Origin of the sequence: Nonomuraea sp. NPDC048892, from assembly GCF_040649735.1 — a bacterium.
Lineage (GTDB): Bacteria > Actinomycetota > Actinomycetes > Streptosporangiales > Streptosporangiaceae > Nonomuraea > Nonomuraea maheshkhaliensis.
In genome coordinates this window covers 486,680-512,816 of record NZ_JBEZFZ010000007.1, presented here as the reverse complement: position 1 = coordinate 512,816, position 26,137 = coordinate 486,680, and the positions used below count along the sequence as shown (strand labels likewise).

Here is a 26,137-nt window from a genome sequence, read left to right as displayed (position 1 = left end):
GCCAGCGCGTGTCCGGGGAGGTGCCGTGGCGGTTGCCGGGGTCGGGGTCCGCGGCGGGCCAACCTGTGCTGTCTGTGGCCGGGGTCGAGCGGTTGTCTCTGGTGCGGCCCGTTCCGTCGTTGCCGCCTGAACGGCCGCCCTTGGAGCCGGACGGTGATCTTTTACGGGCCATCACAGCCCCGCCGCCCCGACGAGGTTTCCGACGGTGAAGGTGACCACCGCCGCGACCGCACCCACCAGTAGCTGGCGTAGCCCGGAATACCACCAGCTGCGTGCCGTCACCACCGAGACGATCGCCCCGGCCGCGAACAGCGCCACGCCGGACAATCCGGCCGACCAGAGCAGGTCGTGCGCCCCGAGCAGGTACGGCAGCAGCGGCAACAGCGCCCCCACCCCGAACGACAGGAACGACGACACCGCCGCCACCACCGGCGACGGCAGATCGCCCGGCGCGACCCCGAGCTCGTTGCGCGCGTGCACCTCCAGCGCCTGATCGGGATGGAGCGAGATCTGCCTGGCCACCTCGGCGGCCAGGTCGGGCGTCACGCCCCGGTCCACGAACGTCTGCGCCAGCTCCGCCCGCTCGTCGTCGGGATGGCTGGCCAGCTCGCGCCGCTCGACGGCGATCTCGGCCTGGGCCAGCTCGCGCTGGCTGGCCACCGAGACGTATTCGCCGCCCGCCATGGACAGCGCCCCGGCAGCCAGGCCGGCGGCCCCGCCGAGGGCGATGATCCTGGTGTTGGCGGTGCCGGCCGCGACGCCTGCGATGAGCGCGAAGTTCGACACCAGGCCGTCCATCGCGCCGAACACCGATGGCCGTAGCCAGCCTCCGGTGACGTCGCGATGTCGGTGGTGGGCCTCCGCGCGACCGCTCATCGGGAGTTCTTCTCCTTCGTCGCGGGTTCAGGCTCGGGAGATTCGGCGGTGGAAGGCTCTCCTGGGTCGTTGTCCGTCGCCTTGGTGCCCGTGTCGGTGTCGGCAGCACCGGCCTCCGCCGCCGCCGAACCCGTCTCGGTGGAGCCGGTCGTGGTGGGTTCAGGGGCCGCCGGTGCGTCGTCGGTGGCATCCGCGGTGTTGTCCTGGGAGCTCTCCGTACGCGCCGACTCCGGCGTGTCCGCAGGCTCTTCGGCGGCGGCCGTGTCCGGCTGCTGGTCCCCGGCCTCTGGCTGGTCGGAGGCCGCAGGGTCCTGCGCCGAGGGCCCCGTGGACGGCCCCGTGGACGGCTCCGTGGACGGCTTCGTGGACGGCTCCGTGGACGGCTTCGTGGACGGCTCCGTCGTCGTTTCCGGATCCGGAGTCTCGCCGGCCGTGGGGGCGTCGCCTGGAGGGGCGTCGGTCTTGGAGGACTCGCCCGTGCCGGGGTCGGCCTGGCCTGCCGAGTGCTCCGGGTCGGCGTCGGCCTGCGCGCCGGGCTCGTCCGACGACGGTGGCGAGACGATCTCCACGCCCGTCTTGTTGCGGGTGGCGAAGAAGTAGACCAGGGCGAGCACGAACAGCACGATCGAGGTCCACTGATTGATCCGCAGCCCGAGGAAGAGCACCGCGTGGTCGACGCCGCCGACCGGGTCGATGCGCAGCCCTTCGATCCAGAAGCGGCCGAGCGTGTAACCGGCGACGTAGAGGGCGAACAGCCGCCCGTGGCGCAGCGTCAGGGCGCGGCCCGCGAAGATGAGGGCGAAGCCGAGCGCGAGGTCCCACAGCGACTCGTACAGGAAGGTCGGGTGGTAGAGGACGCCGGGCTCGCCGCCGTGCTCGACGTCGATCTCCAGCCCCCACGGCAGCGTGGTCGGCGAGCCGTAGAGCTCCTGGTTGAACCAGTTGCCCCAGCGGCCGATGGCCTGCGCGAAGGCGATGCCGGGCGCGACCGTGTCGGCGACCGCGCCCATGGAGATGCCGCGCTTGCGCACGGCCAGCCAGACGCCGAAGGCGCCGAGCGCGATCGCGCCCCAGATGCCGAGGCCGCCCTCCCAGATGAACAGCGCCTGGATGGGCTCCTTGATCGCGCGCGGGCCGAAGTAGGTCTGCCAGTCGGTGATGACGTGGTAGAGCCGGCCGCCGATCAGGCCGAAGATGACCGCGGGGACCGCGATGTCGATGATCGTCCCTTGCTGGCCGCCGCGGGCGCGCCAGCGCCGCTCGCTCAGCCAGACGGCGACGATGACGCCGAGCACGATGCATAGCGCATAAGCCCGGATCGGGATGATTCCGAGATACCAGACCCCCTGGGAAGGGCTGGGAATCGAGGCAAGGGGCATGTCAGGTGAGGGTAGCGGAAGCGAGGCTACTTGGCCGCCTTCGTAATCTCATCGCGAAGTTGCGACGGGCTGAACAGTACCGGATTGTCTATCTCTGTACCGTTCAATTTCACTGTCGGCGTGTGGTCGAGCTTCTGCGCCTCGCTGACCTTCTTGCTGTACGCGAGCTGCGCGTCGGCGTTCTTGTTCGAGGTCACGCAGGCGTCGAAGCCGGGATCGGTGACGCCGGCGTCCTTGCCCCACTGCTTGAGCTGGTCGGCCGTGAAGCCCACCTCACTCTCGGGGGGCTGGTTCTGGTAGAGCAGGTCGTGGAAGGCCATCCACTGCTTGCCGTCCGCGATGCACCTGGCCGCGCTGCCCGCCCGTACGGAGTTGGACTTGGTCGGCTCCTGCGAGAAGATCGTGATCGGGTGGAAGACCACCTTGGCCTTGCCCTCGGCCGCGAGGTTCTTGAACGTCGGGCCGCTGACCCGCTCCAGCTCCTTGCAGGCCGGGCACTGGAAGTCCTCGTAGATGTCCACCACGGGCTTCGTGACGCCCGCGTTGGCCATCACGACGCTGCCGTCGGGCTGCACGGTGATCGGCGCGAGCGCCGCGCCGGCCTCCTCGGAGCGGGAGATGCTGGCGGCGTACCACGCGCCGAGCCCGACGGCGGCCACCGCGACCACGCTCGCGGTCGTGTAGGCCACCACCTTGCGGCGCCTCTCCTTCGCCCGCGCCTCCGCCTGCTGCGCCTTGATCTTCTCGCGCGCCGACTGCGACTTCGTCTTGGTACGGTCGCCCTTGCTCATCGCTGGTCCCCCTCGTCGTCATCACCTGTGTCACCCTCGATGCCGAGGGCACCGTCGAGCGCGAAGCGCCCCGGCGGGAAGCGCACCGTCCAGGCGCCGAGCAGGACGAGGCCGAAGTCGCGCAGGATGTCGAGCAGGTAGGTCGGCTCCTGGCCCACCCCCAGCTGCCCGCCGCCGCCGAAGCAGCCGCAGTCGATCCGCAGGCCGTTGGCCCACGCCCAGGCGATCCCGAACACGAACGCGAACATGAGCAGCCCGGCGATCACCGCGGCCACCCGGGTGAGCAGCCCGACGATCAGCAGCACGCCGACCACGATCTCCAGGATCGGCAGGGCGTACCCCACCGCGACGGCGACCGGCTCAGGCAGCAACTGATAGGCCTTGACCGCCACGACGGAGTCGGCCGGGTTGCCGATCTTGAGCGCGCCCGCCGCGATCAGCACCCCGCCCAGCACGAGCCGGGCAACGGTTGTCACCCAGGGTATCGCCGTTGTCGCCCTCGGCAACGGTAGAGACGCGGCCACGTGTGTTCTCCTCTGGATCTGCGCGGAAGTCGCGCACAGTACCGGGATCTCCATCTGACCACGCCGCAGATAAGCATCAGCTAAGCGCGTTCCCCCTGGCCGACCTGGGAGAGTCGCCGCTTTTCACGACAAACGACACGAAGAATCGCCACGCCGCACACGGACCCAGGCCACACGGTGAACATGCTCCCCAAGCGCGCCGGCGTCTCCGCGCACGGCACCCGGGCCGCGCCCTCAGCGGGCCGCGCCCTCAGCGGGCCGCGCCCTCAGCGAGCGGGGCCCTCAGCGAGCGGGGCCCTCAGCGAGCGGGGCCCTGGCTGATGGCCGCCCGGTCCCGGCGGCGCGCCACCGAAAGCGCGGCTCCGGTGGGCGCCCAAGCGGTGGCGGTACGTACGTGAGCGCCGGCGCACGCGGCCCCGCACTCAGGCGGCCGACCGGCGTTCGCTCAGCCGCGTACGCCCCACGTTCAGGCGTCCGACCGGCGTTCGCTCAGCGGCGTACGCCTCGCGCCATGTCCCTGGCCAGCGTGGCGATGGACTCCCAGCCGGCCGCCTCGTCGGGCGCGTCGAGGATGCGCCGGATGAACGCCGACCCGACGATGACCCCGTCGGCGTAGGCCGCCACCTCGGCCGCCTGCGCGCCGGTGCCGACGCCGAGCCCGACGCACACCGGCAGGTCGGTGTGGGCCTTGGTCCGCTCGACCAGCCCTTCGGCGGCGACGTTGACGCTCTCCCTGGCGCCCGTGACGCCCATGAGCGAGGCCGCGTACACGAAGCCGGTGCAGCAGTCGACGACGGCCTTGATGCGCTGCTCGGTGGAGCTGGGCGCGACCAGGAAGACCGTGTCGATGCCGGCCGCCGCGGAGGCGGCGCGCCACGGCTCGGACTCCTCGGGCGTCAGGTCGGGCGTGATCGTGCCGACGCCGCCCGCGTTGGCCAGGTCGCGCGCGAACCGGTCGGCGCCGTACTTGTCGATCGGGTTCCAGTACGTCATGACGAGCGTGGCGGCGCCGGTCGCGGCGACGCCCTCCACCGTGCGCATCACGTCGGCGATGCGCGTGCCGTTGGTCAGCGACCTGTGCACGGCGTCCTGGATCGTCGGCCCGTCCATGAGCGGGTCGGAGTAGGGCAGGCCGATCTCGATGACGTCGCAGCCGGCTTCCACCAGGGCCGCGGCGGCGGCGATGCCACCGTCCTTGGAGGGGAAGCCGGCGGGCAGGTAGCCGACGAGCGCGGCCCGGTTGTCCGCCTTGGCCTTGGCGAAAACCGTCTGAAGAGTCGTCATGTCTATCCGTTTCGAAGGTCGAGTCTCACCATGATGCCCTGCCGCGCGCCCGCCCCAGAATCCCCCGCGCCGGTCGGGCGCCGATGTGTCACGGCGGCTTCCCGGCCGCCACGAAGCCGCCACCAAGCCGCCGCCAAGCCGCCGGGCCGCAGAACCGTCGAGCCGCGGTGTCACAGGGCCGCAGGTGTCAGAGGTTGAAGTACTTCATCGCCGTGCCCATGTCCTTGTCGCCGCGCCCGGACAGGTTGACCAGGATGGTGGCCGAGGGGCCGAGCTCGCGGCCCAGCTCCAGCGCGCCGGCCAGCGCGTGGGAGGACTCGATGGCGGGGATGATGCCCTCGGTCCTGGCCAGCAGCGAGAACGCGGCCATGGCCTGGTCGTCGGTGACGCCGTGGTAGGTGGCGCGACCGGTGTCCTTCAGCCAGGCGTGCTCGGGGCCGACGCCCGGGTAGTCGAGCCCGGCGGAGATGGAGTGGGACTCGATGGTCTGGCCCTCGTCGTCCTGGAGCACGTAGGTGCGCGAGCCGTGCAGCACGCCGACCGAGCCGGCGGTGAGGGTGAGCGCGTGCTCACCGCTCTCCAGGCCGTGGCCGGCGGCTTCGTAGCCGTGCAGCGCGACGTCCTGGTCGTCGAGGAAGGCGTGGAAGACGCCGATCGCGTTGCTGCCGCCGCCGACCGCCGCGCACACCGCGTCGGGCAGCGCGCCGGTCAGCTCCAGCATCTGGCGGCGGGCCTCGACGCCGATGATGCGCGCGAAGTCGCGCACGATCTCGGGGAACGGGTGGGGCCCGGCGACGGTGCCGAACAGGTAGTGGGTGGTGTCGACGTTGGTCACCCAGTCGCGGAAGGCCTCGTTGATGGCGTCCTTCAGCGTCTGGGAGCCGTTGGTCACCGGCACCACGGTCGCGCCGAGCAGCTTCATCCTGGCCACGTTGAGCGCCTGGCGCTCGCAGTCGACCGCGCCCATGTAGATGACGCACTCCAGCCCGAGCAGGGCCGCGGCGGTGGCGGTGGCCACGCCGTGCTGGCCGGCGCCGGTCTCGGCGATCACGCGCTTCTTGCCCAGCCGCTTGGTCAGCAGGGCCTGGCCGAGCACGTTGTTGATCTTGTGGGCGCCGGTGTGGGTGAGGTCCTCGCGCTTGAGCACGATCCTGGCGCCGCCGGCCTGCTCGCTGAAGCGCCGCACGTCGGTCAGCGTGGTGGGCCGGCCCGCGTAGGTGCGCAGCAGGTGGTCGAACTCGCGCAGGAACTCCGCGTCGTTCTTGGCCTTCTCGTAGACGGCGGCGACCTCGTCGAGCGCCGGGATGAGCGCCTCGGGCACGTAGCGGCCCCCGAAGATGCCGAACTTGCCGTGCACGTCGGGGTCGTCGCCACGCGCGCCGTTGCCGGCCAGGTCGGCGGCGGTCAGGATGGTGCCTTCGTTTGCCACTGCTATCCCTCTGCTGAGTGGTCGGGGCGCGTCGACGGGTGGGCGCCGGCGGTCACCAGCGCCTCCACTGCCTTGCGCGGGTCCTTTCCGGTGACCAGGCTCTCCCCCACCAGCACGGCATCGGCGCCGCCACGGGCGTAGGCGAGCAGGTCGTGCGGCCCGCGCACCCCCGACTCGGCGATCTTGATCACATTATCGGGGATCTTCGGCGCCAGCTTCGTGAAGACATCGCGGTCGACCTCGAGTGTCTTCAGATTGCGCGCGTTGACGCCGATGACCCGGGCGCCGGCGGCGACCGCCCGATCGAGCTCGTCCTCGGTGTGCACCTCGACCAGCGGGGTGAGCCCGATCGACTCGGCCCGCTCGATCAGCGACACCAGCGCCTCCTGCTCCAGGCACACGACCATGAGCAGAGCCAGGTCGGCGCCGTGGGCACGGGCCTCCCAGAGCTGGTAGGAGGTGAGGATGAAGTCTTTGCGCAGGATCGGGATGTCGACGCGGGCGCGGACCGCGGCCAGGTCTTCGAGGCTGCCGCCGAACTTGCGCCGCTCGGTCAGCACGCTGATGACGTGGGCGCCGCCCGCTTCGTAGTCGGCCGCCAGCGCCGCCGGGTCGGCGATCGCGGCGAGCGCGCCCTTCGACGGGCTGGAGCGCTTGACCTCGGCGATCACCGAGATCCTGTCGCCCCCGAGCGCGGCCATGGCGTCTCTGGGCGCGTGCGCCCGCTCGGCTCGCTGCTTGAGCTCGTCAATGGAGACGTCCCGCTGACGTGCGGCGAGGTCGGCGCGCACCCCGTCGAGGATGTCGTCGAGGACGCTTGGCCCTTCCGTCCGCTCACTCACGCGCTTGAGGTCCCTCCGGTCGGCTGCTGGGGGCGGCGGAGAGTTCGCGTCGCGTCCGCTCTCTCGCCTTTATCCTGCGATGGTATCGGCCCGCGTGGGGTCACCTCGCCACCGGCACCCGGTCAGGGAGCGAGGAACGCCCCGAAGGGCAGATTACGGACGACCCAGTAGACCATGACCACTCCGATGAACACCCACAGCCACGCCGGATGCGCCAGCGTCGTGCGTCGCGGCCGCCCCTGCCACGACCGCAGGACCCACCGTCCCCACCAGAACAGCAGGAACGGGATCATCGCCATGGCGAGCGGGTTGAGCCCGAGCGCGGCGACCGGGTCGAGGTGGGCCAGGGCGTGCATGGTGCGCAGCGTGCCGCACCCCGGGCAGTAGAGCTTGGTGATCGCCAGGAACGGGCAGGTCGGGTAGTGACCGGGCTCGTTGGGATCCACCAGGCCGACCACGGCGAACGCCACGCCAGCGGCGGCCGCAACACCGAGCGGCGGCAGCAGGGCCTTGAGGCGTCTCGTGCCGTGCCGCTCGGTTGTTGCGAAGCTCATGCTCTCAGTATCCGCCTTCCGGTACGTGCTCGTCGTCTCACGCGGCCTAGTACGACGAGTACGAGGACATGCTGGCGGCGAAGATCACGAAGAACAGCACGTACGCGATGATCAGCAGGCCGGAGCCGATGGCGCCGACGATCAGGCTGCGCTTCCACCACGTCTTGGCCTCTTCGGAGGCCTGCTGGGCGCCCGCGTAGTCGCCGATCTGCCACTTCTGGTTCACCTGCGACGACTTGACGATCGACACGACGCCGAGCGGGAGGCAGCAGAAGAGGGTGGTGAGGATGGCGGGGACGAGGTGGTTGTCCGGCGGGTTGCCGCCGGGGCCGCCGGGGCCGCCGCCGTAACCGCCTCCGTAGCCACCGGGAGGCTGCTGGCCGTAGCCGCCACCGCTCGGAGGCTGCTGCCCGTAGCCACCGCCGTAACCGCCACCACTGGGGGGCTGCTGGCCGTAGCCACCGCCACTCGGAGGCTGCTGGCCGTAACCGCCACCGCTGGGGGGCTGCTGGCCGTAACCGCCGCCACTCGGAGGCTGCTGACCGTAACCGCCACCGGGCGGCTGAGCGCCGTATCCGCCGTCGCCCTGGTTACCGTAACTCATGCTAATGACCCCTCATGTCGTCATCTTTGAGTCTGAGTTGCGCGCGGCAGCCTAGCGAGAAACCATCTGCTACGTGGACTAACGTCCATCTTGCGGACAATTCGTAATCGGACCGCAAGCGGGTCGTCACGGTCCGGCTACGCGCGGCACATGTCGCCGCCGGTTTCAGTAGTCGTACGAGGACGACGTGGCGGCGGCGCTCAGGCCCATCAGGGACAGCAGCATGCCGCCGAAGATGAGCCAGCACAACACCCAGATGACAACCGTGATGTACGAAGTGACCAGACCGCCCACGGCCATGCCCGAGCCTTCCTCGCCCGTGCGCTTGATCCGGTTGAGCGCGATGTGGCCGAGGATCACGCCGGGGATGCTGGTCAGGCCGCAGAAGATCAGGCCGATGATGCCCAGGACGAGCGAGGCCACCGCCATGCCGTTGGTGGAGCGGGGCGGCGCGTAGTAACCCGGCTGCCCGTAGCCCTGCTGGCCATACCCTTGCTGCCCGTAACCGCCGTAGCTGGGCGGCTGCTGACCGTAGCCCCCGCTGGGAGGCAGCTGACCGTAGCCGAGCTGCTGCGGATGGCTGGCCGGCTGCTGCCCGTAACCGCCGCCGTAGCCGCCGGGAGGCTGCTGCCCGTAACCGCCGCTGCTCGGCGGCTGCTGGCCGTAACCGCCGCTCTGGGGCTGCTGGCCGTAACTCCGGTCACCACCGTAGGGCTGCTGGCCGTAGCCTCCCCCCGGAGGCTGGGCCCCGTAGCCGCCGTTTTCACCCTGATCCCCGTAGCTCATGAGCCGGCTCCTCAAATGTCCGTGGCGAGTTGCAACGGCAGCTTATTGAGGAAACGTCCGCCTGGCGGACAAGGCTTTAGAACAATGGTGGATCCGCCAGGGCCGGGTGCTCAGCGGGGATCGGTCGGGTCGTCGCCGCGGTCGAGGGCGTCCCAGAGCGCTCTGTCGTCGGCGACCTGCGCCTGCGCGCCGGCGGGCGGGCTCTTCTCCCGGTCGTAGCGGGCCGACATGCCGGCCCACGCGCCCGCGCGCACGACCGCGACCGCTCCCCCGGCGATCATCAGTACGGCCCCCGCGCCGGACACGACGGGCCACCAGGCCACCGGCTCCCAGGGCAGGTCGGTAACGCCGTGCAGCACGTTGCGTTCGCGCAGCCAGCCGGTGACGCCGGCGTCGTCGAGCGCCGTCCACGTCCCGGCCGCGGCGGCCACGCCGCAGAGGGCGAGCAGCACGCCGACGACGCGGCGGCCGAGCCCCTTGGCGGCCAGCACGGCCACCACCCCGGCCAGCCCGGCCAGCGCGGCGGGGGTCAGCACCGGGCCGAGGTCACCGCCGGTGGGCGCGGCCGCCCCGGCGCCGCCGAGCACCCGCACCCAGGTCTGCCCGGCGGCGAAGAGCACCAGGAGGCAGCCGAGCGCGGTCGCCACGACCCAGCCCCACAACTCGCCACGCCCGGAGGCCCGGCCCGATCCGGCCGCCCGGCCGGCCGCCGTATGAGCCCCGTCCGATCCGGAAGCCCGGTCTGCCCGCTCTGCCCCGTCCGGCCCTTCTGCCCTGTCAGCCCCCATGCCGTCCGCCTAGCTCAGCACGATGTCGAGCCGGTCGGCGTCGAAGCAGGTGCGCTCGCCCGTGTGGCAGGCCGCGCCCTCCTGGTCGACCTTGACGAGCAGGGTGTCGCCGTCGCAGTCGAGCGCCACCGACTTGACGTGCTGGACGTGGCCGGAGGTGTCGCCCTTGACCCAGAACTCGGCGCGGCTGCGCGACCAGTAGGTGGCCCGGCCGGTGGTGAGCGTGCGGTGCAGGGCCTCGTCGTTCATCCAGGCCAGCATGAGCACCTCACCGGTGTCGTACTGCTGGGCGATGGCGGGGATCAGGCCGTCGGGGTTGCGCTTGAGCCGGGCGGCGATCTTGGGGTCGAGCGACATGCTGCCATTCAACCAGCCCAGGGTCGTGCCCCCGCCACCGCTGTGCCGCGCAGGCCTCCCCCGGATCTCAGGCCAGGGCCTGGGAGAGCGTGTCGTAAATGGGGAACAACGGCGCCAGATTGGTGCGCCGCAGCCGCCGCAGCACCAGCCCGTCGGGGACCACCAGGGCCATGGTCCCGTCGCGGTCGCGCAGCGCGGCCAGCTGCCGCACCAGCACGCCGAGCCCGGTGGTGTCGATGAACGTCAGCCCACTCAGATCGACCACCAGCCGGGGGCCGTGCGCGCGGACGGCCTCGTCGAGGCACTGGCGCACCCGGGAGACGTTGTCGACGTCGAGCTCACCCGCCAGGCTGACCACCACGAGCTCCCCGTGTTGATGTCGTGACATCTCCAGCACATCCACGCCCATGCTCCTCATGTCCCCTCCCACGGGTGGCCCCGCCGAAAAGGTACACCGGTCTGGGGTGCGTCACAGTGGGTTTTACAGAGAATGCGCTACGTGATGGCGTGGACCGGAGTAATTTCGGAGCCGACGCGTGCTAGGGGAGGACACGATCGTGGTGCACGTCGCGGGCTCCGTCCTCGATCCCGACCTGGGTGATCACGTCTGCCTGCCGTTCGAGGGCGAGCGGGAGCGGATGACGGCCACGCAGGCGTTCACGATGAACGGCCTGCGCCGCCGGACCAAGGTGGTGCTCATCACGCACGCCGACAGCCCCGAGCGGACGCGCGCGTGGCTGGCGCCGCTGGTGCCGGGGTTCGCCGACGCCGAGCACGCCGGGCGGATCGAGATCGTGGCGTGCGCCGACACCTACTTCACCGGCGGCTCGCTCGATCTCGAACGGGTGCACGCGAAGCTGGCCGGCGCCCACGACCGGGCCCGCGAGCACGGGCAGCACGGCGTGTACGCGCTGATCGACGCCTCCTGGGGCGTGGGCGACGCGCGCGGGCAGGCGACGTTCGAGGCGGCGACCAACGAGCTGTTCGGGGAGCGGTGGCTGGCCGCCGTGTGCCAGTACGACCGCCGGCTCTTCCCCCGCGACGCTCTCGACCGGGCCGCCTCGGTGCATCCGATCTCCCCCGAGCAGGCGCTGCTGCGCTTCGCCAACACCTGCTCGCCGCCGGGGCTGCGGGTGTGGGGGGACGTCGACCTGACCAACCGGCCGGCGTTCGCCTCGCTGCTGGCGCGGCTGGAGCACGAACCGGGCGAGGTCGTGGTCGACGCCACCGGGCTCGACTTCATCGACGCCGGCTCGGCGCAGCTGCTCACCGTCACGGCCCTGGCCAGGCCGCTCGGCAGCACCTCCGTGGTGTGCGGGGCGTCGGTGGCCCGGGTGCTCAAGCTGATCAGGGCCGACGAGGTCATCGCCGTGCGCCGGGTCGGCGATGTGTAGACAGGTGTACTGCACGAGCTTCGCACGGGGACGGATCACGTTCCTGCGCAGGGCCGTCGCCGAGCACGCCGGGCGCGCGGGGCTGAGCGGCAGGGGGCTGGAGGACTTCGTGCTGGCCGTCAACGAGATCGTCACGAACGCGGTCGTGCACGGGGGCGGGCACGGGCGGCTGCGGCTGTGGACGCGGGGCGAGCGGCTGTGGTGCGAGATCAGCGACGAGGGGCCGGGGCTGCCGGCGGGGTGGATGGGCGACATGCGCCCGCCCGCGGGGTTCGACTCCTGCGGGCGGGGGTTGTGGCTGACGAGCATGTTGTGCGAGCACATCACGATCGTGTCGGGTCCTGCGGGCACGAGCGTCACCTTCGCCGCCATGTGCGCCTGAGCCTCAGGAGCGGCGGCGCTCAGAGCGGGCAGGGCTCAGGAGCCGGGGGGCGTCAGGAGCGGGCGGCGGAGATCCAGGAGGCGTGCAGGTCGGCGTACACGCCGGGCTCGTCCACCAGCTTCGCGTGCGGCCCGCGCTGCACCAGGCGGCCGGAGTCGAAGACCAGGACCTCGTCCGCGTTCTCCGCCGTGGACAGGCGGTGCGCGATCGAGACGGCCGTGCGGCCCCTGGTGACGCCTTCGAGGGCGCGCGCCAGGCGTACCTCGGTGGCCGGGTCCACCGCGGAGGTGGCCTCGTCCAGCAGGAGCAGGTCGGGGTCGGCGAGGTAGGCGCGGGCCAGGGCGACGAGCTGGCGCTCGCCCGCCGACAGCGACTCGCCGCGCTGCCCGACCGGCGTGGCCAGGCCGGCGGGCAGGCCCTCCAGCCAGTCGGCCAGGCCGAGCTCGGTCAGCGCCAGCTCGATCTCCTCCGCGGTGGCCGACGGCTTGCCGAAGCGGATGTTGTCCTCCAGGGTCCCGTCGAACAGGAAGCCGTCCTGCGGGACCATGACGATCCGTTCGCGCAGGGAGGAGAAGCGCACGTCGCGCAGGTCGTGGCCGTCCACCGTGACACGCCCTGAGCCGGGGTCCATGAGCCTGGTCAGGAGCTTGGCGAACGTGGTCTTGCCCGAGCCGGTCTCCCCCACGATCGCGACGCGGGAGCGGGGCGGGATCTCGATCGTGACCTCGCTCAGCACGGGCACGCCGCCGGGGTAGGAGAAGTGCACGTTCTCGAAGGCGACCTCGATGGGGCCGCGGGGCAGCTGCACGCCGTTCTCGCCGGGGTCGGCGACGTCGGGAGGGGTGTCGAGGACGCCGAGGATGCGGCGCCAGCCGGCGACGGCGTTCTGCGCCTCGTTCAGCACCTCGGTGGCGGTCTGCAGCGGCGAGACGAACAGCGTCACGAGGAACAGGAACGCCACCAGCTCGCCCTGCGTGATGTCGCCCGACAGTCCGAGCCGCACGCCGAGCAGGACGATGCCGGCGATGGCGAGCGCGGCCACGATCTCGGTCAGCGGGAAGACGAAGCCGACGATGGTCTGCGCCCTGGTCTGGGCCTTCTTGTTGGCGTCCACGGCCTGGTCGACGCGCTCTGCGGTGCGCCGCTCCGAGGCGTAGGCCCTGATGACGGCGGCGCCGACGACGGACTCGCTGACGGCGGCCAGCATGTCGCCGGTGCGCTCGCGCACGACCGTGTACGCCCGCGACAGCAGCCGCTGGAAGCGCGGCAGGGCGATCATGAGCGGAACGAAGCAGGCCCAGACCAGCAGCGTGAGCTGCCAGGAGTAGACGAACATCAGGACGGTGGCCACGAACAGCTGGCCGAACGCCACGATGATCATCAGCCCGCCCCACTGCATGAAGGTGCTGATCTGGTCGATGTCGTTGGTGACGCGGGAGACCAGGGCGCCGCGGCGCTCGGTGTTCTGGGTGAGCACGGACAGGTCGTGGACGTGCCGGAAGCCCCGCACGCGCAGGGTGGCCAGGGAGGACTCGGTGGCCTTGTAGAGGCGCACGTTCATCACGTACGCGGCCAGGGCGGTGAGCACCACCGCGGCGGCGCAGATCACGACGGCGCCGGTGATGTACGGAACGTCGGGAGTGCCGCCCTTGAGGCCGGTGTCGATCGTCTGCTGCACCGCGATCGGCACGATGATCTTGCCGATGGTGGCGATGACGGCCAGCGCCAGCGTGCCCGCCAGCCCCTTGCGGAACTCGGGGGTCAGGGAGAGCCCCTGGCGCACCGTGGCCAGCGCGGAACGTTCCGAATCGCGCCGGATGCTCTGGACCGTCATGCGCTGATCTCTTCTTCCTCGATCGGGGGAATGTCGATGGCCGCGCGCTCGGCCTCCTCGCGCTCGTAGGCCGTCACCAGGTTGCGGTAGCCGGGGCAGCGCGCGAGCAGCTCCTCGTGCGTGCCGCGGTCGACGACCCGGCCCCGGTCGAGGTAGACGACCTCGTCGGCCAGCGCGATGGTGGCCAACCGGTAGGCGACGACCACGACCGTCGATGCCTCGGCCGCGTCGCGCAGGCCGTGCAGGATCCTGGCCTCGACCTGGGGGTCCACGCTGGAGGTGGCGTCGTCGAGTACGAGCAGGCGGGGGCGGCGCACGACGGCCCTGGCCAGGGCCAGGCGCTGGCGCTGGCCGCCGGACAGGGTGGCGCCGCGCTCGCCGACCCGGGTGTCGAGCCCGGAAGGCATGCGGGCGACGAACCCGTCGGCCTGGGCCAGGCGCAGGGCGGCCCACACGTCCTCATCCCCAAGATCGTTACCGCCGAGCGCGATGTTGCCGCGTACGGTGTCGTCGAACAGGAAGGTCTGCTGCGGCACCAGCGCCACCGACTCCGCGACGCCCCCGTACGGCAGCTCGCGCAGGTCGACGCCGTCGAGCAGCACCTGGCCTGAGCCGGGGTCGACCAGGCGGGCCAGGAGCTGGACGAGCGTGGACTTGCCCGAGCCCGTGGGGCCGACGAGGGCGACGGTGCGGCCGGCGGGCACGTCGAAGGTGACGTCGTGCAGCACCTCCGCTTCGCCGTAGGCATAGGAGACGCCGCTGATCCGCAACTCGGCCGGGTCGGCGGAGGTGGCGGCGGTGGTGCCGTACTCCATGGAGCCGGTCGCCTCCAGGACGGCCTGCACCCGCTGCCAGCCGACCACGCTGCGCGGCAGCTCGGCCAGCACCCAGCCCAGCGCCCTGATGGGGAAGGCCAGCAGCGTGAACAGGTAGGCCACCTGCACCAGCCCACCGGCGTCGATCGCGCCGGCCGACAGGCGGCTCGCGCCCACGGCCAGGACCGCGAGCACGCCCAGCGTGGGCAGGGCCTCCAGCATGGGGTCGAACAGGCCGCGCACCCGGCCGACGGCGATGTTGGCGTCGCGCAGCTCGTGGGCGCGGCGCCGGAACCGGTCGGTCTCCAGCTCCTCGCGGCCGAGCGTCTTGACGACGAGGGCGCCGTCGAAGCTCTCGTGCGCGATCTCGCTGACCTCGGCGCGCAGCTGCTGGGCCCGGGTGGCGAGGGGGCTGAGCCGGCGCTGGTAGACCAGGTTGAGCACGGCGATGGCCGGGAAGATGAGGAAGCCGACGAGGGCCAGCACCAGATCGGTGAACACCATCGCGACCGCCGCCGTGACCAGCATGACGATCACGCCGACCGCCATCGGCAGCGGCGCGAGGGGCGCCCAGGCGGCCTCGGCGTCGGCGCTGGCGTTCGACAGGAGCTGCCCGGTGGGGTGGCGGTGGTGCCACGACAGCGGCAGCCGCAGGTACTGCTTGGTCACGTCGCGGCGCGACCTGGCCTGCATGCGGTACTGCATGACGCCGGCCAGAATCCGCCGCCCCGCCACGCCGATGGCCTTCAGCAGCGCGGTGCCGAAGATCAGCAGCACGCCGGTCCACAGCGCGCCCGCCGTGACGTCGCCTTCGGTGAACGAGGTCAGCACCACGTTCTGCGTCGCCCAGCCGAGTGCCCAGGCGGAGGCGACGGTCATGCCTCCGTAGAGGGCGCTGGCGGTGACCGCCAGCGCGAAGACCGTCTTCTCAGTGCGGATGGCCACCCCAAGGACACGGAGTCCTTGACGCATCACGGCCGAGGTGACCTTGCTCGCCACGCGGGGGATTTCCTCTCAAGCTCGCACGTTTATACGTATGTCAGTATCACGTCTGATCACTTCGTTATTCCCACCGGTAGGGTTGGCCTGTGACTCATGCTCGTGGCGAACGCACCGCGCTCTGCGACCTGCTCGACCGGCTCGGCCCGGACGAGCCGACCCTGTGCACGGGCTGGACCACCGCCGATCTGGCCGCCCACCTCGCGATCCGCGAGCGCAGACTGGACGCGGCGCCCGGTCTCGCGCTCAAGCCGCTGGCCGGCTACACCGCCTCGGTGCAGAACCGCCTGAAGACGCGCCTGCCCTATCCCGAGCTGGTCGGCCTGGTCCGCTCACCCGGCGGCGTGTACGCCCTGCTTCCCGCGCTCGACGAGGCCGTCAACACGCTGGAGCTGTTCGTGCACCACGAGGACGTGCGCCGCGCCCAGCCCGACTGGGAGCCCCGCGCGCTGCCCGACGACCTCGAACGGCTGATCTGGAAGCGGGTCTCGGGCGGGGCCCGGCTGATGCTGCGCAGGTCGCCCGTGGGCGTGGTGCTGCACCGGCTCGGCGGCGGCGTCGCGCTCGGCGGCCCCAAGGGCGGCGCCCGGGTCGAGGTCACCGGGCGGGCGGCCGAGCTGCTCATGTTCTGCTTCGGGCGGCAGGCGCACGCCAGGGTGGAGCTCACCGGCGAGCCCGACGCCGTCAGCGCACTGCGCGAGGCCACCCTGGGGGTCTGAACGACACGCCGACCGGCCCTGCCCGCGATCGGGCCGCCGAGCGGGATCCGGGCTCGACGCCCGCCCGCCTGCACTCCGATCGACCCTTGTGACCTGGCTGAAAGCCGATCAATCTTCTGTCACGGGGCACCCACCTGCCGCGCCCCTGCCGTCACGGAAATCCCAGCGCGGCAGGCGCTCGCGCGCGGGTTCAAGCCCGTACCATGGCAGGAGAAAGAAGCCCCCCGGTTAGGATCATGTACATCTTCACAGAAGATGCCTAGTGATCGCCCAGATCCGGGTATATACGGCTGGGAATGGACTGCAGGAGGCCCCCCATGCAGGTCAAGAAGGTGATCACGTACGTGGCTGTAGCGTTCGTGGTCTTCTACCTGTTCACCCGGCCGGCCCAAGCCGCCGCCGCGGTCAACGGTGTGTTCGACGGAATCATTCAGGGAGCCAATCAGTTGGCCGTGTTCTTCTCAAGTGTTCTGACCTGACGGAAGGTTCTGTCTGCGTCAGGTGCTTCCAAGCGCTGCCAGATCGTGTTACGCAGGCAGAATGACAGATCGCCCGAGCGGCACCAAGATCAATCAGCTCGATCCCAACGCCCGGCGGATCCTCGAACGGGCCGAGCTTGAGGGCATCGAGCTGATCCGGTTCCTGTACGCCGACCACGGTGGCGTGATCCGTGGCAAGGCGGCTTCTCGGTCGCGGCTGGCCGAACGGCTCAGCACAGGCATCGGGCACACGGTGGCCATGATGGCGATGAACATGCTCGACCAGCTCCAGGATGTCGAGCACATGGGTCCGGTGGGTGAGGTACGCATCGTTCCCGACCCCGCCACGTATGTGCCGCTGCCGTACGCTCCCGGCGCCGCGGCCATGCTGTCGGACCTGCGCCGTCCCGACGGCGCCCCCTGGGAGGCGTGCGCGCGGACGTTTCTCAAGGACGCCATCGCCGATCTGGCGACCGAGGGTTACACACTCGTCGCCGCGTTCGAGCCGGAGTTCACGCTCGGCCGCAGGCTGCCCGATCCGGCGGGCGGGCCCGACCGGCTGGTGCCGATCGACGACACGCTCTGCTATGCCGGGCTGGGCTTCGACACCGCCCACGACTACACGATCAAGCTGATGCGCGCCCTGGAGACGCAAGGGCTGCGGGTCGAGCACTACCATCCGGAGCTGGGCCCCGGCCAGCAGGAGCTGTCCGTGCGCCACGCCCCCGCCCTGCGGGCCGCCGACAACCACGTCATCTACCGCGAGACCGTACGCGGCGTGGCCCTGCGCATGCAGATGTGGGCCTCGCTGGCCCCCAAACCGCTGGCCGACCAGGCCGGCAACGGCACCCACCTGCACCTGTCGCTGTGGAGCGACTCCCGTAACCTGTTCGCCGAGGACGGCGAGGTGCGGGCCGGCTTCATCGGCGGGCTGCTCGCCCACCTGCCCGCCCTCACCGCGCTGACGTGCGGCAGCGTCAACAGCTTCCGCCGGCTGGCGCCCCGCATGTGGTCCAGCGCGTACGCCGTCTACGGTCCCGACAACAGGGAGGCGGCCGTGCGCGTGTGCTCCCCGCTCGGCGACAGCGGCGAGCCCAACCTGGAGCTGAAGCCCTCCGACTCCTCGGCCAACCCCTACCTGTCGCTCGGCGCCGTCATCCACGCCGGGCTCGACGGCATCCGGCGCAAGCTCGACCCGGGCGAGGCCGTGGACGTCGACCCCGACACGGTTCCCGGCCGCTATCCCCGCCTGCCGGCCTCGCTGGAGGAGGCGCTGGACGCGCTGGAGGCCGACGAGGTGCTCATGGAGGCGCTCGGGCCGCTGCGGCGCAACGCGTACCTGACCGTCAAGCGGTCCGAGGCGGCCGCGTTCGCCGCCAAGGACGTCTCCTACGAGCTGTTCAACCATCTGCGGGTGTTCTGACCCGCGCGACAGGGACGCCCGTGACGGAACAGGCCCGGAGCGGCGCCGACGCCCGCCGGGGCGCGGCGGGCGTCAGGACAGAGGTTCAGCGGACCGGGTGGCCCGCCATCCGCAGCGTCTCCTTGACCTCGGAGATCTTCAGGGTGCCGAAGTGGAACACGCTGGCCGCCAGGACGGCGTCGGCGCCCGCCGCGACCGCCGGAGGGAAGTCCTCCAGCCGGCCCGCGCCACCGCTGGCGATCACCGGCACCCGCACGGCCGCCCTGACCGCGCGCAGCATCTCCAGATCGTAGCCGTCGAGCGTGCCGTCGCCGTCCATCGAGTTGAGCAGGATCTCGCCCACGCCCAGCTCCTCGCCCCTGGCGGCCCACTCCACCGCGTCGATCCCGGTGCCGCGCCGGCCGCCGTGGGTGGTCACCTCGAACCCGCTCGCCGTGCCCTGCGCCCGGCGGGCGTCCACGGACAGCACAATGCACTGCGCGCCGAAGCGCCTGGACGCCTCGGTGAGCAGCTCGGGCCTGGCGATGGCGGCCGTGTTGAGCGACACCTTGTCGGCTCCCGCGCGCAGCAGCCGGTCGACGTCCTCGACCGCGCGGACGCCGCCGCCGACGGTGAGCGGGATGAACACCTGCTCGGCGGTCCTGCGCACCACGTCGAGCATGGTCTCGCGCTCGCCCGACGACGCCGTGATGTCGAGGAAGGTCAGCTCGTCGGCGCCCTCCTCGTCGTAGCGCCTGGCCAGCTCGACGGGGTCGCCCGCGTCGCGCAGGTTCTCGAAGTTGACGCCCTTGACCACACGCCCGGCGTCCACGTCGAGGCAGGGGATGACTCTTACCGCAACGGTCATGCTCGCAGTGCCTCTATCTCGATCTCGACCAGCATGCGCGGGTCGACCAGTCCTGCCACCCGCACCCCGGTGCAGGCGGGCCGTACTTTGCCGAAGACCTCGTTGATGGCCCGCCCGGCGTGGTCGAAGTGGCGCTGCTCGACCACGTAGTAGCGGACCATGATGACGTCCTCGCGCGCCAGGCCGCCCATCAGGACGGCTTCGAGCGCGATGTCGATCGCGGTCCGGGCCTGTCTGTAGGCGTCGCCGACGTGGCGCACCTCTCCGTCGACCGTGGACGTGCAGCCGGACACGATCACCCGGTCACCCGCCACCACGGCGCGGGCGTAGCCGTACTTCTCCTCCCAGATGCCGCCCGAGAACACCCGGTATCCGGTGCTTTCCATACCGATGGAACCGACGCTCATCTCGCCCCCTCCCGGCAAGAGCTACACGCGTACCGCGGCCAGCGCGTTTCCCAGTGTGAACGCGTGAGCGTAGAGCGCCCTGCCCACGATGGCGCCTTCCACTCCCTCCGGGACGAGAGAAGCGAGTGCCAGCAGGTCATCGAGGCTGGAAACGCCGCCGCTGGCCACCACGGGCTTGTCGGTACGGGCGCAGATGCGGCGGTAGAGGTCGAGATTGGGGCCCTGCAGCATGCCGTCCTTGGTCACGTCGGTGACCACGTAGCGGGGGCAGCCGTCGGACTCCAGCCGGTCGAGGACCTCCCACAGGTCGCCGCCCTCCTCGGTCCAGCCGCGGGCGGCCAGGGTGGTGCCGCGTACGTCGAGCCCGACCGCGATCCGGTCGCCGTGCTCGGCGATGATCTTCCTGCACCACTCGGGGTTCTCCAGCGCGGCGGTGCCGATGTTGACCCGGCGGCAGCCGGTGGCGAGGGCGGCGGCCAGGGACTCGTCGTCGCGGATGCCGCCGGACAGCTCCACGTTCACGTCGACCCGGCCGATGACCTCGGCGATCAGGTCGCGGTTGGTGCCGCGGCCGAAGGCGGCGTCGAGGTCGACGACGTGGATCCACTCGGCGCCCGCCTCCTGCCAGGCCAGCGCGGCGGCCAGGGGCTCGCCGTAGCCGGTCTCGGTGCCGGCCTCGCCCTGCACCAGGCGTACGGCCTGGCCGTCGGCGACGTCCACGGCGGGCAGCAATACGAGCGACATTCAGATCCTCCGGTCGAAGGCGAGGGTCACGACAACGGGCGCGAGCAACAGGGAGAAGATGAGGACGCCGAAGCTGACCGGGAGCGAGCCCCACATCAGCCAGGCGATCACCTGGACGATCACGAAGCCGAGCGCCACCACCGCGTTCTGGGCGCGGTGGCGGCGGGCGAGCAGGCCGCCCTGGCGGTAGAACCGGATCGGGCGTGGGACCAGGCGGGCCAGCCAGGCGCGGCGGCGGGCCCTGCGGGCCTGCCGTTCCTCGTTGACCTGGATCGCGCGGGCCCGCTCGGCCTCACGTTCGGCCCGCCGCCGGGCGCGTTCCTTGCTCACGGTCTCTCCCGGCGGGCCTGACAGGCCAGGTGCGCGGCAGAGCGGCGGCTCATGGCGCCCCGGGCCGGGTGGTACGCGGCGGCGCGGCGGCTCATATCGTGCCGAGCCAGTTGCGCAGCAGCGCGGCTCCGGCGTCGCCGCTCTTCTCCGGATGGAACTGGGTGGCCATCAGCGGGCCGTTCTCCACCGCGGCCACGAACGGCACGCCGTGCTCGGCCCACGTGACCAGCGGCTCGGCGAAGCCGTCACCCGTGCGCAGCTCCCACTCGCGCACCCCGTAGGAGTGCACGAAGTAGAAGCGGGTGGCCGCGTCGAGCCCGTCGAACAGCACGCTGCCGCCGGGCGCCTTGACGGTGTTCCACCCCATGTGGGGCAGCACGGGGGCTTCGAGCCGCTCGACCGTGCCCGGCCACTCGCCGCAGCCCTCGGTCTCGACGCCGTGCTCCACGCCCCTGGCGAACAGGATCTGCATGCCCACGCAGATGCCCAGCACCGGCCGCCCGCCGGCCAGCCTGCGCCCGACGATCTGCTCGCCGCGCACGCCCTTGAGGCCCTTCATGCACGCCTCGAACGCGCCCACGCCCGGCACGACGAGACCGTCGCAGTCGAGCGCCGCGGCGAAGTCGGACGTCACACTCACCTCGGCGCCGATCCTGGCCAGGGCACGCTCGGCCGAGCGCAGGTTGCCCGAGCCGTAGTCGAGCACCACCACGTTCTTCTTGCTCACCACCACAACACCCCCGCCGTGATCGCCAGAACCGCGCCGACCGCGCAGACGGCCGCGCCGATCTTCAGCCCCTGCTTGAGCAGGGAGAACACACCGCCGCCCAGGAACAGCCCGATGAACACCATCACCCCGGCGAGCAGGTTGTCGGTCACAGGACGCCCTTGGTGCTGGGCACCCCGGTGGCGCGCGGGTCGAGCTCGGACGCCTCACGCAGCGCCCTGGCCAGCGCCTTGAACTGGGACTCCACGATGTGGTGGGCGTTGCGGCCGTAGGGGACGTGCACGTGCAGGCAGATCGCGGCCTGGGCGACGAACGACTCGAGGATGTGGCGGGTCATCGTCGTGTCGTATTCGGGGCCGATCATCGGCGCCATGCCCTCGGGCTCGGAGTGCACCAGGTAGGGGCGGCCGGACAGGTCGACGGTGACCTGGGCGAGCGACTCGTCCAGCGGGCACGACGCACTGCCGAACCGCCTGATGCCCGACTTGTCGCCCAACGCCTCGCGGAACGCCGCGCCCAGCGCGAGCGCGGTGTCCTCGATCGTGTGGTGGGAGTCGATGTGCAGGTCGCCCTCGGTCTTGACGGTCAGGTCGAAGAGACCGTGCTTGCCCAGCTGGGCCAGCATGTGGTCGTAGAAGCCGACCCCTGTGGCCACCTCGACCCGGCCGGTGCCGTCGAGGCCCACCTCCACCAGGACCGAGGTCTCCTTCGTGACACGCTCGACGCGACCTACGCGGCTCACAAGACTCCTTCCAGGGCGGCGCGGAACGCCGTCATCTCCTCGCCCGTGCCGATCGACACACGCAGCCATTCGGGCGGGCCCACCTCGCGGATGAGCACGCCGTGCTCCAGCATCCCCTCCCACACCTTGCGCCGGTCGGGGAAACGCCCGAACAGCACGAAATTGGCGTCGGAGTCGGCCACCGACAACCCCTTGCCGCGCAGCCAGGCCACCGTCGCGTCCCGCTCGCGCCGCAGCGCGTCGACCGTGCCGAGCAGCTCGGCCCGGTGCCGCAGCGCCACCAGCGCCGCCGTCTGGGTGAGCGTCGACAGATGGTACGGCAGCCGTACCAGCAGCAGCGCCTCCACCACGGCCGGATGCGCGGCCAGGTAGCCCAGCCGGGTGCCGGCCATCGCGAACGCCTTGGACATCGTCCGGGTGACGATCAGCCGCGGATGGGCGGGCAGCAGTGTCAGCGCCGACGGCGTGCCCTCCCGGGCGAACTCGGCGTAGGCCTCGTCCACCACGACCATGCCGGGCGCCGCGGCCAGCACCGCCTCGATCGTCTCCAGCGGCTGGGCGGTGCCCGTCGGGTTGTTGGGCGAGGTGAGGAAGACGACGTCGGGGCGGTGCTCCTCGATCGCGGCGGTGGCCTTGCCCGGATCGAGGGAGAAGTCCTCCTCGCGGGTCGCCCTGACCCACTCGGTGCTGGTGCCGCCGGTGATGATCGGGTGCATGGAGTAGGACGGCTCGAACCCCAGCGCGGTGCGGCCGTGGCCGCCGAACGCCTGCAGGATCTGCTGCAGCACCTCGTTGGAGCCGTTGGCCGCCCACACCTGCTCGGTGGTCAGGCTGTGGCCGAGGTAGCCGGCCAGGCCGGCGCGCAGCGCCACCGCGTTCCTGTCGGGGTAGCGGTTGAGCGTGCCCGCCTGCTTCCCGATCTCGCGGGCCAGGTCGGCGACCAGCTCGGGCGAGGGCGGGTAGGGGTTTTCGTTGGTGTTGAGCCGGACCGGGACGTCGATCTGGGGAGCGCCGTAGGGCGTCTTGCCCCGCAGATCGTCTCGGATCGGCAGATCGTCCAGGTTCACGCGGTCTCCGTCGGCACTCGCCAGTCGAATCGGGCCCGGATCGCGGCGCCGTGTGCGGGCAGGTCTTCGGCGTCGGCCAGCACCGACACGTGCGCCGCCGCGCCCGCGAGCGCCTCGCGGGTGTAGTCGACGACGTGGATGCCGCGCAGGAACGACTGCACAGAAAGGCCACTGGAGTGGCAGGCGCAGCCGCCCGTGGGCAGCACGTGGTTGGAGCCGGCGAGGTAGTCGCCGAGCGAGACCGGCGCGTAGGCGCCCACGAAGATCGCCCCCGCGTTGCGCACCCGCGCCGCGACGGCCGCCGCGTCGGCGGTGTGGATCTCCAGGTGCTCGGCGGCGTAGGCGTCGACCACCTTCAGCCCGTCGTCGATCGAGCCGACCAGCACGATGCCGGACTGCCGGCCGCTCAGCGCCTCGGTGATGCGCTCGGTGTGGCGGGTGGCCGAGACCTGGCCCGGCAGCTCCTTCTCGACCGCGTCGGCCAGCTCGGCGCTGGTGGTGACCAGCACCGCGGCGGCGATCGTGTCGTGCTCGGCCTGGCTGATCAGGTCGGCGGCGACGTGGACCGGGTCGGCCGTCTCGTCGGCCAGGATGGCGATCTCGGTCGGGCCGGCCTCGGAGTCGATGCCGATGCGCCCCTTGAGCAGCCGCTTGGCCGCCGCCACGTAGATGTTGCCAGGACCGGTCACCATCGTGGCCGCCGGGCACTCCTCGGTGCCGTAGGCGAACATGGCCACCGCCTGCGCCCCGCCCACCGCGTAGACCTCGTCCACGCCCAGCAGCGCGCACGCGGCCATGATCGTCGGGTGCGGCAGCCCGCCGAACTCCTTCTGCGCCGGGCTGGTGACGGCCAGCGAGCCGACGCCTGCCTCCTGCGCGGGCACCACGTTCATCACCACGCTGGACGGATAGACCGCCCGGCCGCCGGGGACGTAGAGGCCCACCCGGTCGACCGGCACCCACCGCTCGGTCACGGTGCCGCCGGGCACGACCTCGGTGGTCACGTCGGCGCGGCGTTGGTCGCGGTGGACCAGCCTGGCCCGCCTGATCGACTCCTCAAGGGCCGCCCGCACCCTCGGGTCCAGCTCGGCCAGGGCCCGCTCCAGGGTCTCGGCGGGGACGCGGGCGGAGGCGATCTCGACACCGTCGAACCTGGCGGTCAGCTCCCGTACGGCTGCCGCCCCGCGATGGCGTACGTCCTCGCAGATGGGCCGCACCTTCTCCAGGGCGGCCTCGACGTCGAGCTCGGCGCGGGGCAGCACGTCGCGCAGATTCCCGGGCAGGGAAGCGCGCATGTCGATACGGGAAATCACCCTGACAGTCTACGGAGTCCAGACCCTGAATCCGGTTCTGTCCACATCGCGGAACGGCCCGGCGGTCGCGGGGCGGCGCTCGCCGACGCACGCCCCGCGGCCGCCGCACCCCGGACCGGGCCTGCCGGGGTGGCCGCCGTGGCCGTCACGGGGGTACGGCCACGGCCGGGGAAAGCTCCGACACGCACCACTGCCCCCGGCGCGGCCTCACTAACGCGCCACGCCAAGAAAAACTTCGAGTAACCTAAAGTTAACGTTGCGTCGTTTTTACCCGCGCCGCGTGTCGTGGAGGGCGGTTTTCACCGGGTTTCCCGGCGTCTCCCCGCGACCACGGGGGCCGCCGGCATTACCTGTCCATTATGTCCACTCCCATACTCTTACCGGCATGGGACAGTGGCGCGGCCCCGACGGCATCCTGGTGGAGGCGATCATCCTCGACGATCGCCCGCTGCTGCGCGTCTCCCATCAGGTCAACGGCCGCACCTACCTGCGCGGCTACTGCGCCACCGTCGCCGAACTCGGCCAGCACGGTGTCGACCTGGCCGAACTCGTCGAACACACGCCGCTTGACCATCTGTAGACCCCTCCCCGTCACTGTCGATCAAGCAGACGGGGTACGGCATGCACCATGTCGCGGCTGCCGGCCTACTCGCCGATGCTGGCCCAGCTCGGCACCCTGACCTCCGTCCAGGGTGCGGACTGGGCCGTGGAGATGAAATGGGACGGAGTGCGCGCCCTCGCCTACGTCGAGGACGGCGCCGTCCGCCTGATGTCGCGCAACGGCAAGGACATCACCCCCGCCTACCCCGAACTCCAGCTCATGGCGGGCGCCGCCGGCCCGCTCCCCACCGTGCTCGACGGGGAGATCGTCGCCTTCGACGAGGCAGGACGGCCCAGCTTCGAGGCCCTGCAACCCCGCATGCACCAGCGCAACCCCGTCGCTGTCGCCGAACTGACCAGGACCACGCCGGTCACGTTCATGGCCTTCGACCTGCTCCACCTCGGCGACGACAGCGTCATCGCCCGCCCCTACACCGAGCGGCGCGAACTGCTGGAGAGCACGCTCACGCCGGGCTTCCGCTGGCAGGTGCCCGTCTGGTTCGCCGACCACGCCGCGCGGGCCTTCGACTCCTCGCGGCAGCTCGGGCTCGAAGGGGTCGTCTGCAAGCGCACCACCTCGCCGTACCGGCCCGGCCGGCGCAGCGCCGAATGGACGAAGGTCAAGAACGTCAGCACCGTCGAGGTCGTCATCGGCGGCTGGAAACCCGGCGGCGGGCGCCGGTCGGGGACGATCGGGTCACTGCTGCTCGGCGCGTACGACCCGCGCGGGCGGCTGCGCTACGTCGGCCACGTCGGCACCGGCTTCACCGAGACCATGCTGCGCGACCTGCTCGAACGGCTCACGCCCCTGGAACGCCCCGACCCGCCCTTCGGCGAGCCGGTGCCGCGCGAGCACGCCCGCGACGCGCGCTGGGTGGAGCCCCGGGTGGTCGGCGAGGTGCAGTACGCCGAGGTCACCGGTGACGGGCGGCTGCGGCACCCGTCCTGGCGGGGGCTGCGGCCCGACCGCGAACCGGCCGAGGCGAGCACGAACGAGATCCTTCCCCCGAACACGACCGGCGACGCCGCGGCGGGCTGACGTTTCGCTTGTCCCGGCAGGCGAACAGAGTGCGTCCGCCGTCATCCTCGCGACACGCCCAC

Annotated in this window: 31 protein-coding genes; 7 read left to right on the top strand and 24 right to left on the bottom strand. The window is 71.5% G+C overall.

The features are described 5' to 3' along the window. Positions 1-171: 171 nt before the first annotated feature. From AB0C28_RS26445 to AB0C28_RS26385, 13 genes are all read right to left on the bottom strand, one after another. Positions 172-876, bottom strand: coding sequence for a VIT1/CCC1 transporter family protein (locus AB0C28_RS26445; protein WP_357852418.1), 705 nt, complete (start codon positions 874-876; stop codon positions 172-174). Continuing rightward, complete coding sequence (gene lgt / locus AB0C28_RS26440; RefSeq protein WP_358078080.1) at positions 873-2,255, bottom strand: prolipoprotein diacylglyceryl transferase; 1,383 nt, start codon at positions 2,253-2,255, stop codon at positions 873-875. Before lgt ends, AB0C28_RS26445 begins: the two co-directional genes overlap by 4 nt. 26 nt (positions 2,256-2,281) lie before the next feature. Further along, positions 2,282-3,046, bottom strand: a complete 765-nt coding sequence (locus AB0C28_RS26435) for a thioredoxin domain-containing protein (protein WP_357852413.1) — start codon at positions 3,044-3,046, stop codon at positions 2,282-2,284. Continuing rightward, positions 3,043-3,522, bottom strand: coding sequence for a DoxX family protein (locus tag AB0C28_RS26430; RefSeq protein WP_357852410.1), 480 nt, complete (start codon positions 3,520-3,522; stop codon positions 3,043-3,045). The genes AB0C28_RS26435 and AB0C28_RS26430 overlap by 4 nt, the downstream gene beginning before the upstream one ends. Before the next feature lie 537 nt (positions 3,523-4,059). After that, complete coding sequence (trpA, locus tag AB0C28_RS26425; RefSeq protein ID WP_358078077.1) at positions 4,060-4,854, bottom strand: tryptophan synthase subunit alpha; 795 nt, start codon at positions 4,852-4,854, stop codon at positions 4,060-4,062. 187 nt (positions 4,855-5,041) lie between these two features. Further along, positions 5,042-6,247 carry a tryptophan synthase subunit beta gene (gene trpB / locus AB0C28_RS26420; protein WP_357852505.1) on the bottom strand — a complete coding sequence of 402 codons (1,206 nt, stop codon included), beginning with the start codon at positions 6,245-6,247 and terminating at the stop codon, positions 5,042-5,044. A 38-nt stretch (positions 6,248-6,285) separates the two neighbouring features. Continuing rightward, on the bottom strand, positions 6,286-7,125 hold the full coding sequence (gene trpC, locus AB0C28_RS26415) for an indole-3-glycerol phosphate synthase TrpC (RefSeq protein ID WP_357852405.1): 840 nt from the start codon (positions 7,123-7,125) through the stop codon (positions 6,286-6,288). A 122-nt stretch (positions 7,126-7,247) separates the two neighbouring features. Next, positions 7,248-7,679: a DUF2752 domain-containing protein gene (locus AB0C28_RS26410; RefSeq protein WP_357852402.1), complete on the bottom strand. Its 432-nt coding sequence runs from the start codon at positions 7,677-7,679 to the stop codon at positions 7,248-7,250. Positions 7,680-7,725: 46 nt separating this feature from the next. Then, on the bottom strand, positions 7,726-8,283 hold the full coding sequence (locus AB0C28_RS26405) for a CD225/dispanin family protein (RefSeq protein ID WP_357852399.1): 558 nt from the start codon (positions 8,281-8,283) through the stop codon (positions 7,726-7,728). A gap of 165 nt (positions 8,284-8,448) precedes the next feature. Beyond that, positions 8,449-9,069 carry a DUF4190 domain-containing protein gene (locus AB0C28_RS26400; protein ID WP_358078074.1) on the bottom strand — a complete coding sequence of 207 codons (621 nt, stop codon included), beginning with the start codon at positions 9,067-9,069 and terminating at the stop codon, positions 8,449-8,451. A 110-nt stretch (positions 9,070-9,179) separates the two neighbouring features. After that, positions 9,180-9,857, bottom strand: coding sequence for a Trp biosynthesis-associated membrane protein (locus tag AB0C28_RS26395; RefSeq protein ID WP_358078071.1), 678 nt, complete (start codon positions 9,855-9,857; stop codon positions 9,180-9,182). A 9-nt stretch (positions 9,858-9,866) separates the two neighbouring features. Continuing rightward, positions 9,867-10,226, bottom strand: coding sequence for a phosphoribosyl-AMP cyclohydrolase (gene hisI, locus AB0C28_RS26390; protein ID WP_357852391.1), 360 nt, complete (start codon positions 10,224-10,226; stop codon positions 9,867-9,869). A gap of 55 nt (positions 10,227-10,281) precedes the next feature. Next, positions 10,282-10,632, bottom strand: coding sequence for an STAS domain-containing protein (locus tag AB0C28_RS26385; RefSeq protein WP_346111755.1), 351 nt, complete (start codon positions 10,630-10,632; stop codon positions 10,282-10,284). Between the two features lie 118 nt (positions 10,633-10,750). Here AB0C28_RS26385 and AB0C28_RS26380 point away from each other — a divergent pair, with 118 nt between their 5' ends. Then, complete coding sequence (locus tag AB0C28_RS26380; RefSeq protein WP_357852385.1) at positions 10,751-11,608, top strand: MEDS domain-containing protein; 858 nt, start codon at positions 10,751-10,753, stop codon at positions 11,606-11,608. A 4-nt stretch (positions 11,609-11,612) separates the two neighbouring features. Beyond that, positions 11,613-11,990 (top strand): ATP-binding protein, encoded by a 378-nt coding sequence (locus AB0C28_RS26375; RefSeq protein ID WP_358078068.1) that lies wholly within the window; start codon positions 11,613-11,615, stop codon positions 11,988-11,990. 52 nt (positions 11,991-12,042) lie between these two features. Here AB0C28_RS26375 and AB0C28_RS26370 read toward each other — a convergent pair whose 3' ends face one another. Further along, positions 12,043-13,824 (bottom strand): ABC transporter ATP-binding protein, encoded by a 1,782-nt coding sequence (locus AB0C28_RS26370; protein WP_357852382.1) that lies wholly within the window; start codon positions 13,822-13,824, stop codon positions 12,043-12,045. After that, a complete protein-coding gene (locus AB0C28_RS26365) occupies positions 13,821-15,611 on the bottom strand; it encodes an ABC transporter ATP-binding protein (RefSeq protein WP_357852502.1) in 1,791 nt (596 codons plus the stop codon). The genes AB0C28_RS26370 and AB0C28_RS26365 overlap by 4 nt, the downstream gene beginning before the upstream one ends. A 116-nt stretch (positions 15,612-15,727) precedes the next feature. Here AB0C28_RS26365 and AB0C28_RS26360 point away from each other — a divergent pair, with 116 nt between their 5' ends. The 3 genes from AB0C28_RS26360 to AB0C28_RS26350 all read left to right on the top strand — a co-directional run bounded on the left by AB0C28_RS26360 (position 15,728) and on the right by AB0C28_RS26350 (position 18,259). Beyond that, entirely contained in the window at positions 15,728-16,357 is a 630-nt protein-coding gene (locus AB0C28_RS26360) for a TIGR03085 family metal-binding protein (RefSeq protein WP_358078065.1), read from the top strand. A gap of 317 nt (positions 16,358-16,674) precedes the next feature. Further along, positions 16,675-16,836 carry a hypothetical protein gene (locus AB0C28_RS26355; RefSeq protein WP_169789240.1) on the top strand — a complete coding sequence of 54 codons (162 nt, stop codon included), beginning with the start codon at positions 16,675-16,677 and terminating at the stop codon, positions 16,834-16,836. A 61-nt stretch (positions 16,837-16,897) separates the two neighbouring features. Next, on the top strand, positions 16,898-18,259 hold the full coding sequence (locus AB0C28_RS26350; protein ID WP_358078062.1) for a glutamine synthetase family protein: 1,362 nt from the start codon (positions 16,898-16,900) through the stop codon (positions 18,257-18,259). Positions 18,260-18,344: 85 nt separating this feature from the next. Here the strand turns inward: AB0C28_RS26350 and hisF are convergent, their stop codons facing one another. The 9 genes from hisF to hisD form a co-directional block, all read right to left on the bottom strand. Continuing rightward, the gene (hisF, locus tag AB0C28_RS26345; protein WP_346111761.1) at positions 18,345-19,106 is read right to left on the bottom strand and encodes an imidazole glycerol phosphate synthase subunit HisF; all 762 of its coding nucleotides are present in this window, start codon (positions 19,104-19,106) and stop codon (positions 18,345-18,347) included. Then, a complete protein-coding gene (locus tag AB0C28_RS26340; protein WP_357852372.1) occupies positions 19,103-19,513 on the bottom strand; it encodes a Rid family hydrolase in 411 nt (136 codons plus the stop codon). Before AB0C28_RS26340 ends, hisF begins: the two co-directional genes overlap by 4 nt. Positions 19,514-19,534: 21 nt before the next feature. Then, positions 19,535-20,257, bottom strand: coding sequence for a bifunctional 1-(5-phosphoribosyl)-5-((5-phosphoribosylamino)methylideneamino)imidazole-4-carboxamide isomerase/phosphoribosylanthranilate isomerase PriA (gene priA, locus AB0C28_RS26335; protein WP_358078059.1), 723 nt, complete (start codon positions 20,255-20,257; stop codon positions 19,535-19,537). Next, positions 20,258-20,587, bottom strand: a complete 330-nt coding sequence (locus AB0C28_RS26330) for a hypothetical protein (RefSeq protein WP_357852366.1) — start codon at positions 20,585-20,587, stop codon at positions 20,258-20,260. It lies immediately after the preceding gene. A gap of 91 nt (positions 20,588-20,678) precedes the next feature. After that, positions 20,679-21,317, bottom strand: a complete 639-nt coding sequence (gene hisH, locus AB0C28_RS26325) for an imidazole glycerol phosphate synthase subunit HisH (protein WP_357852363.1) — start codon at positions 21,315-21,317, stop codon at positions 20,679-20,681. Then, positions 21,311-21,466 (bottom strand): hypothetical protein, encoded by a 156-nt coding sequence (locus AB0C28_RS26320; RefSeq protein WP_346111766.1) that lies wholly within the window; start codon positions 21,464-21,466, stop codon positions 21,311-21,313. The genes hisH and AB0C28_RS26320 overlap by 7 nt, the downstream gene beginning before the upstream one ends. Further along, the gene (hisB, locus tag AB0C28_RS26315) at positions 21,463-22,056 is read right to left on the bottom strand and encodes an imidazoleglycerol-phosphate dehydratase HisB (RefSeq protein ID WP_106244651.1); all 594 of its coding nucleotides are present in this window, start codon (positions 22,054-22,056) and stop codon (positions 21,463-21,465) included. Before hisB ends, AB0C28_RS26320 begins: the two co-directional genes overlap by 4 nt. Next, on the bottom strand, positions 22,053-23,123 hold the full coding sequence (locus AB0C28_RS26310; RefSeq protein ID WP_358078056.1) for a histidinol-phosphate transaminase: 1,071 nt from the start codon (positions 23,121-23,123) through the stop codon (positions 22,053-22,055). Before AB0C28_RS26310 ends, hisB begins: the two co-directional genes overlap by 4 nt. Beyond that, positions 23,120-24,436, bottom strand: a complete 1,317-nt coding sequence (gene hisD / locus AB0C28_RS26305; protein WP_357852356.1) for a histidinol dehydrogenase — start codon at positions 24,434-24,436, stop codon at positions 23,120-23,122. Before hisD ends, AB0C28_RS26310 begins: the two co-directional genes overlap by 4 nt. Positions 24,437-24,821: 385 nt before the next feature. Between hisD and AB0C28_RS26300 the strand changes: the two genes are divergently transcribed. Together AB0C28_RS26300 and ligD are read left to right on the top strand one after the other, a co-directional pair. After that, complete coding sequence (locus AB0C28_RS26300; protein ID WP_357852353.1) at positions 24,822-25,016, top strand: hypothetical protein; 195 nt, start codon at positions 24,822-24,824, stop codon at positions 25,014-25,016. Positions 25,017-25,064: 48 nt separating this feature from the next. Beyond that, positions 25,065-26,075, top strand: coding sequence for a non-homologous end-joining DNA ligase (gene ligD, locus AB0C28_RS26295; RefSeq protein ID WP_357852350.1), 1,011 nt, complete (start codon positions 25,065-25,067; stop codon positions 26,073-26,075). The last annotated feature ends 62 nt before the right edge of the window (positions 26,076-26,137 follow it).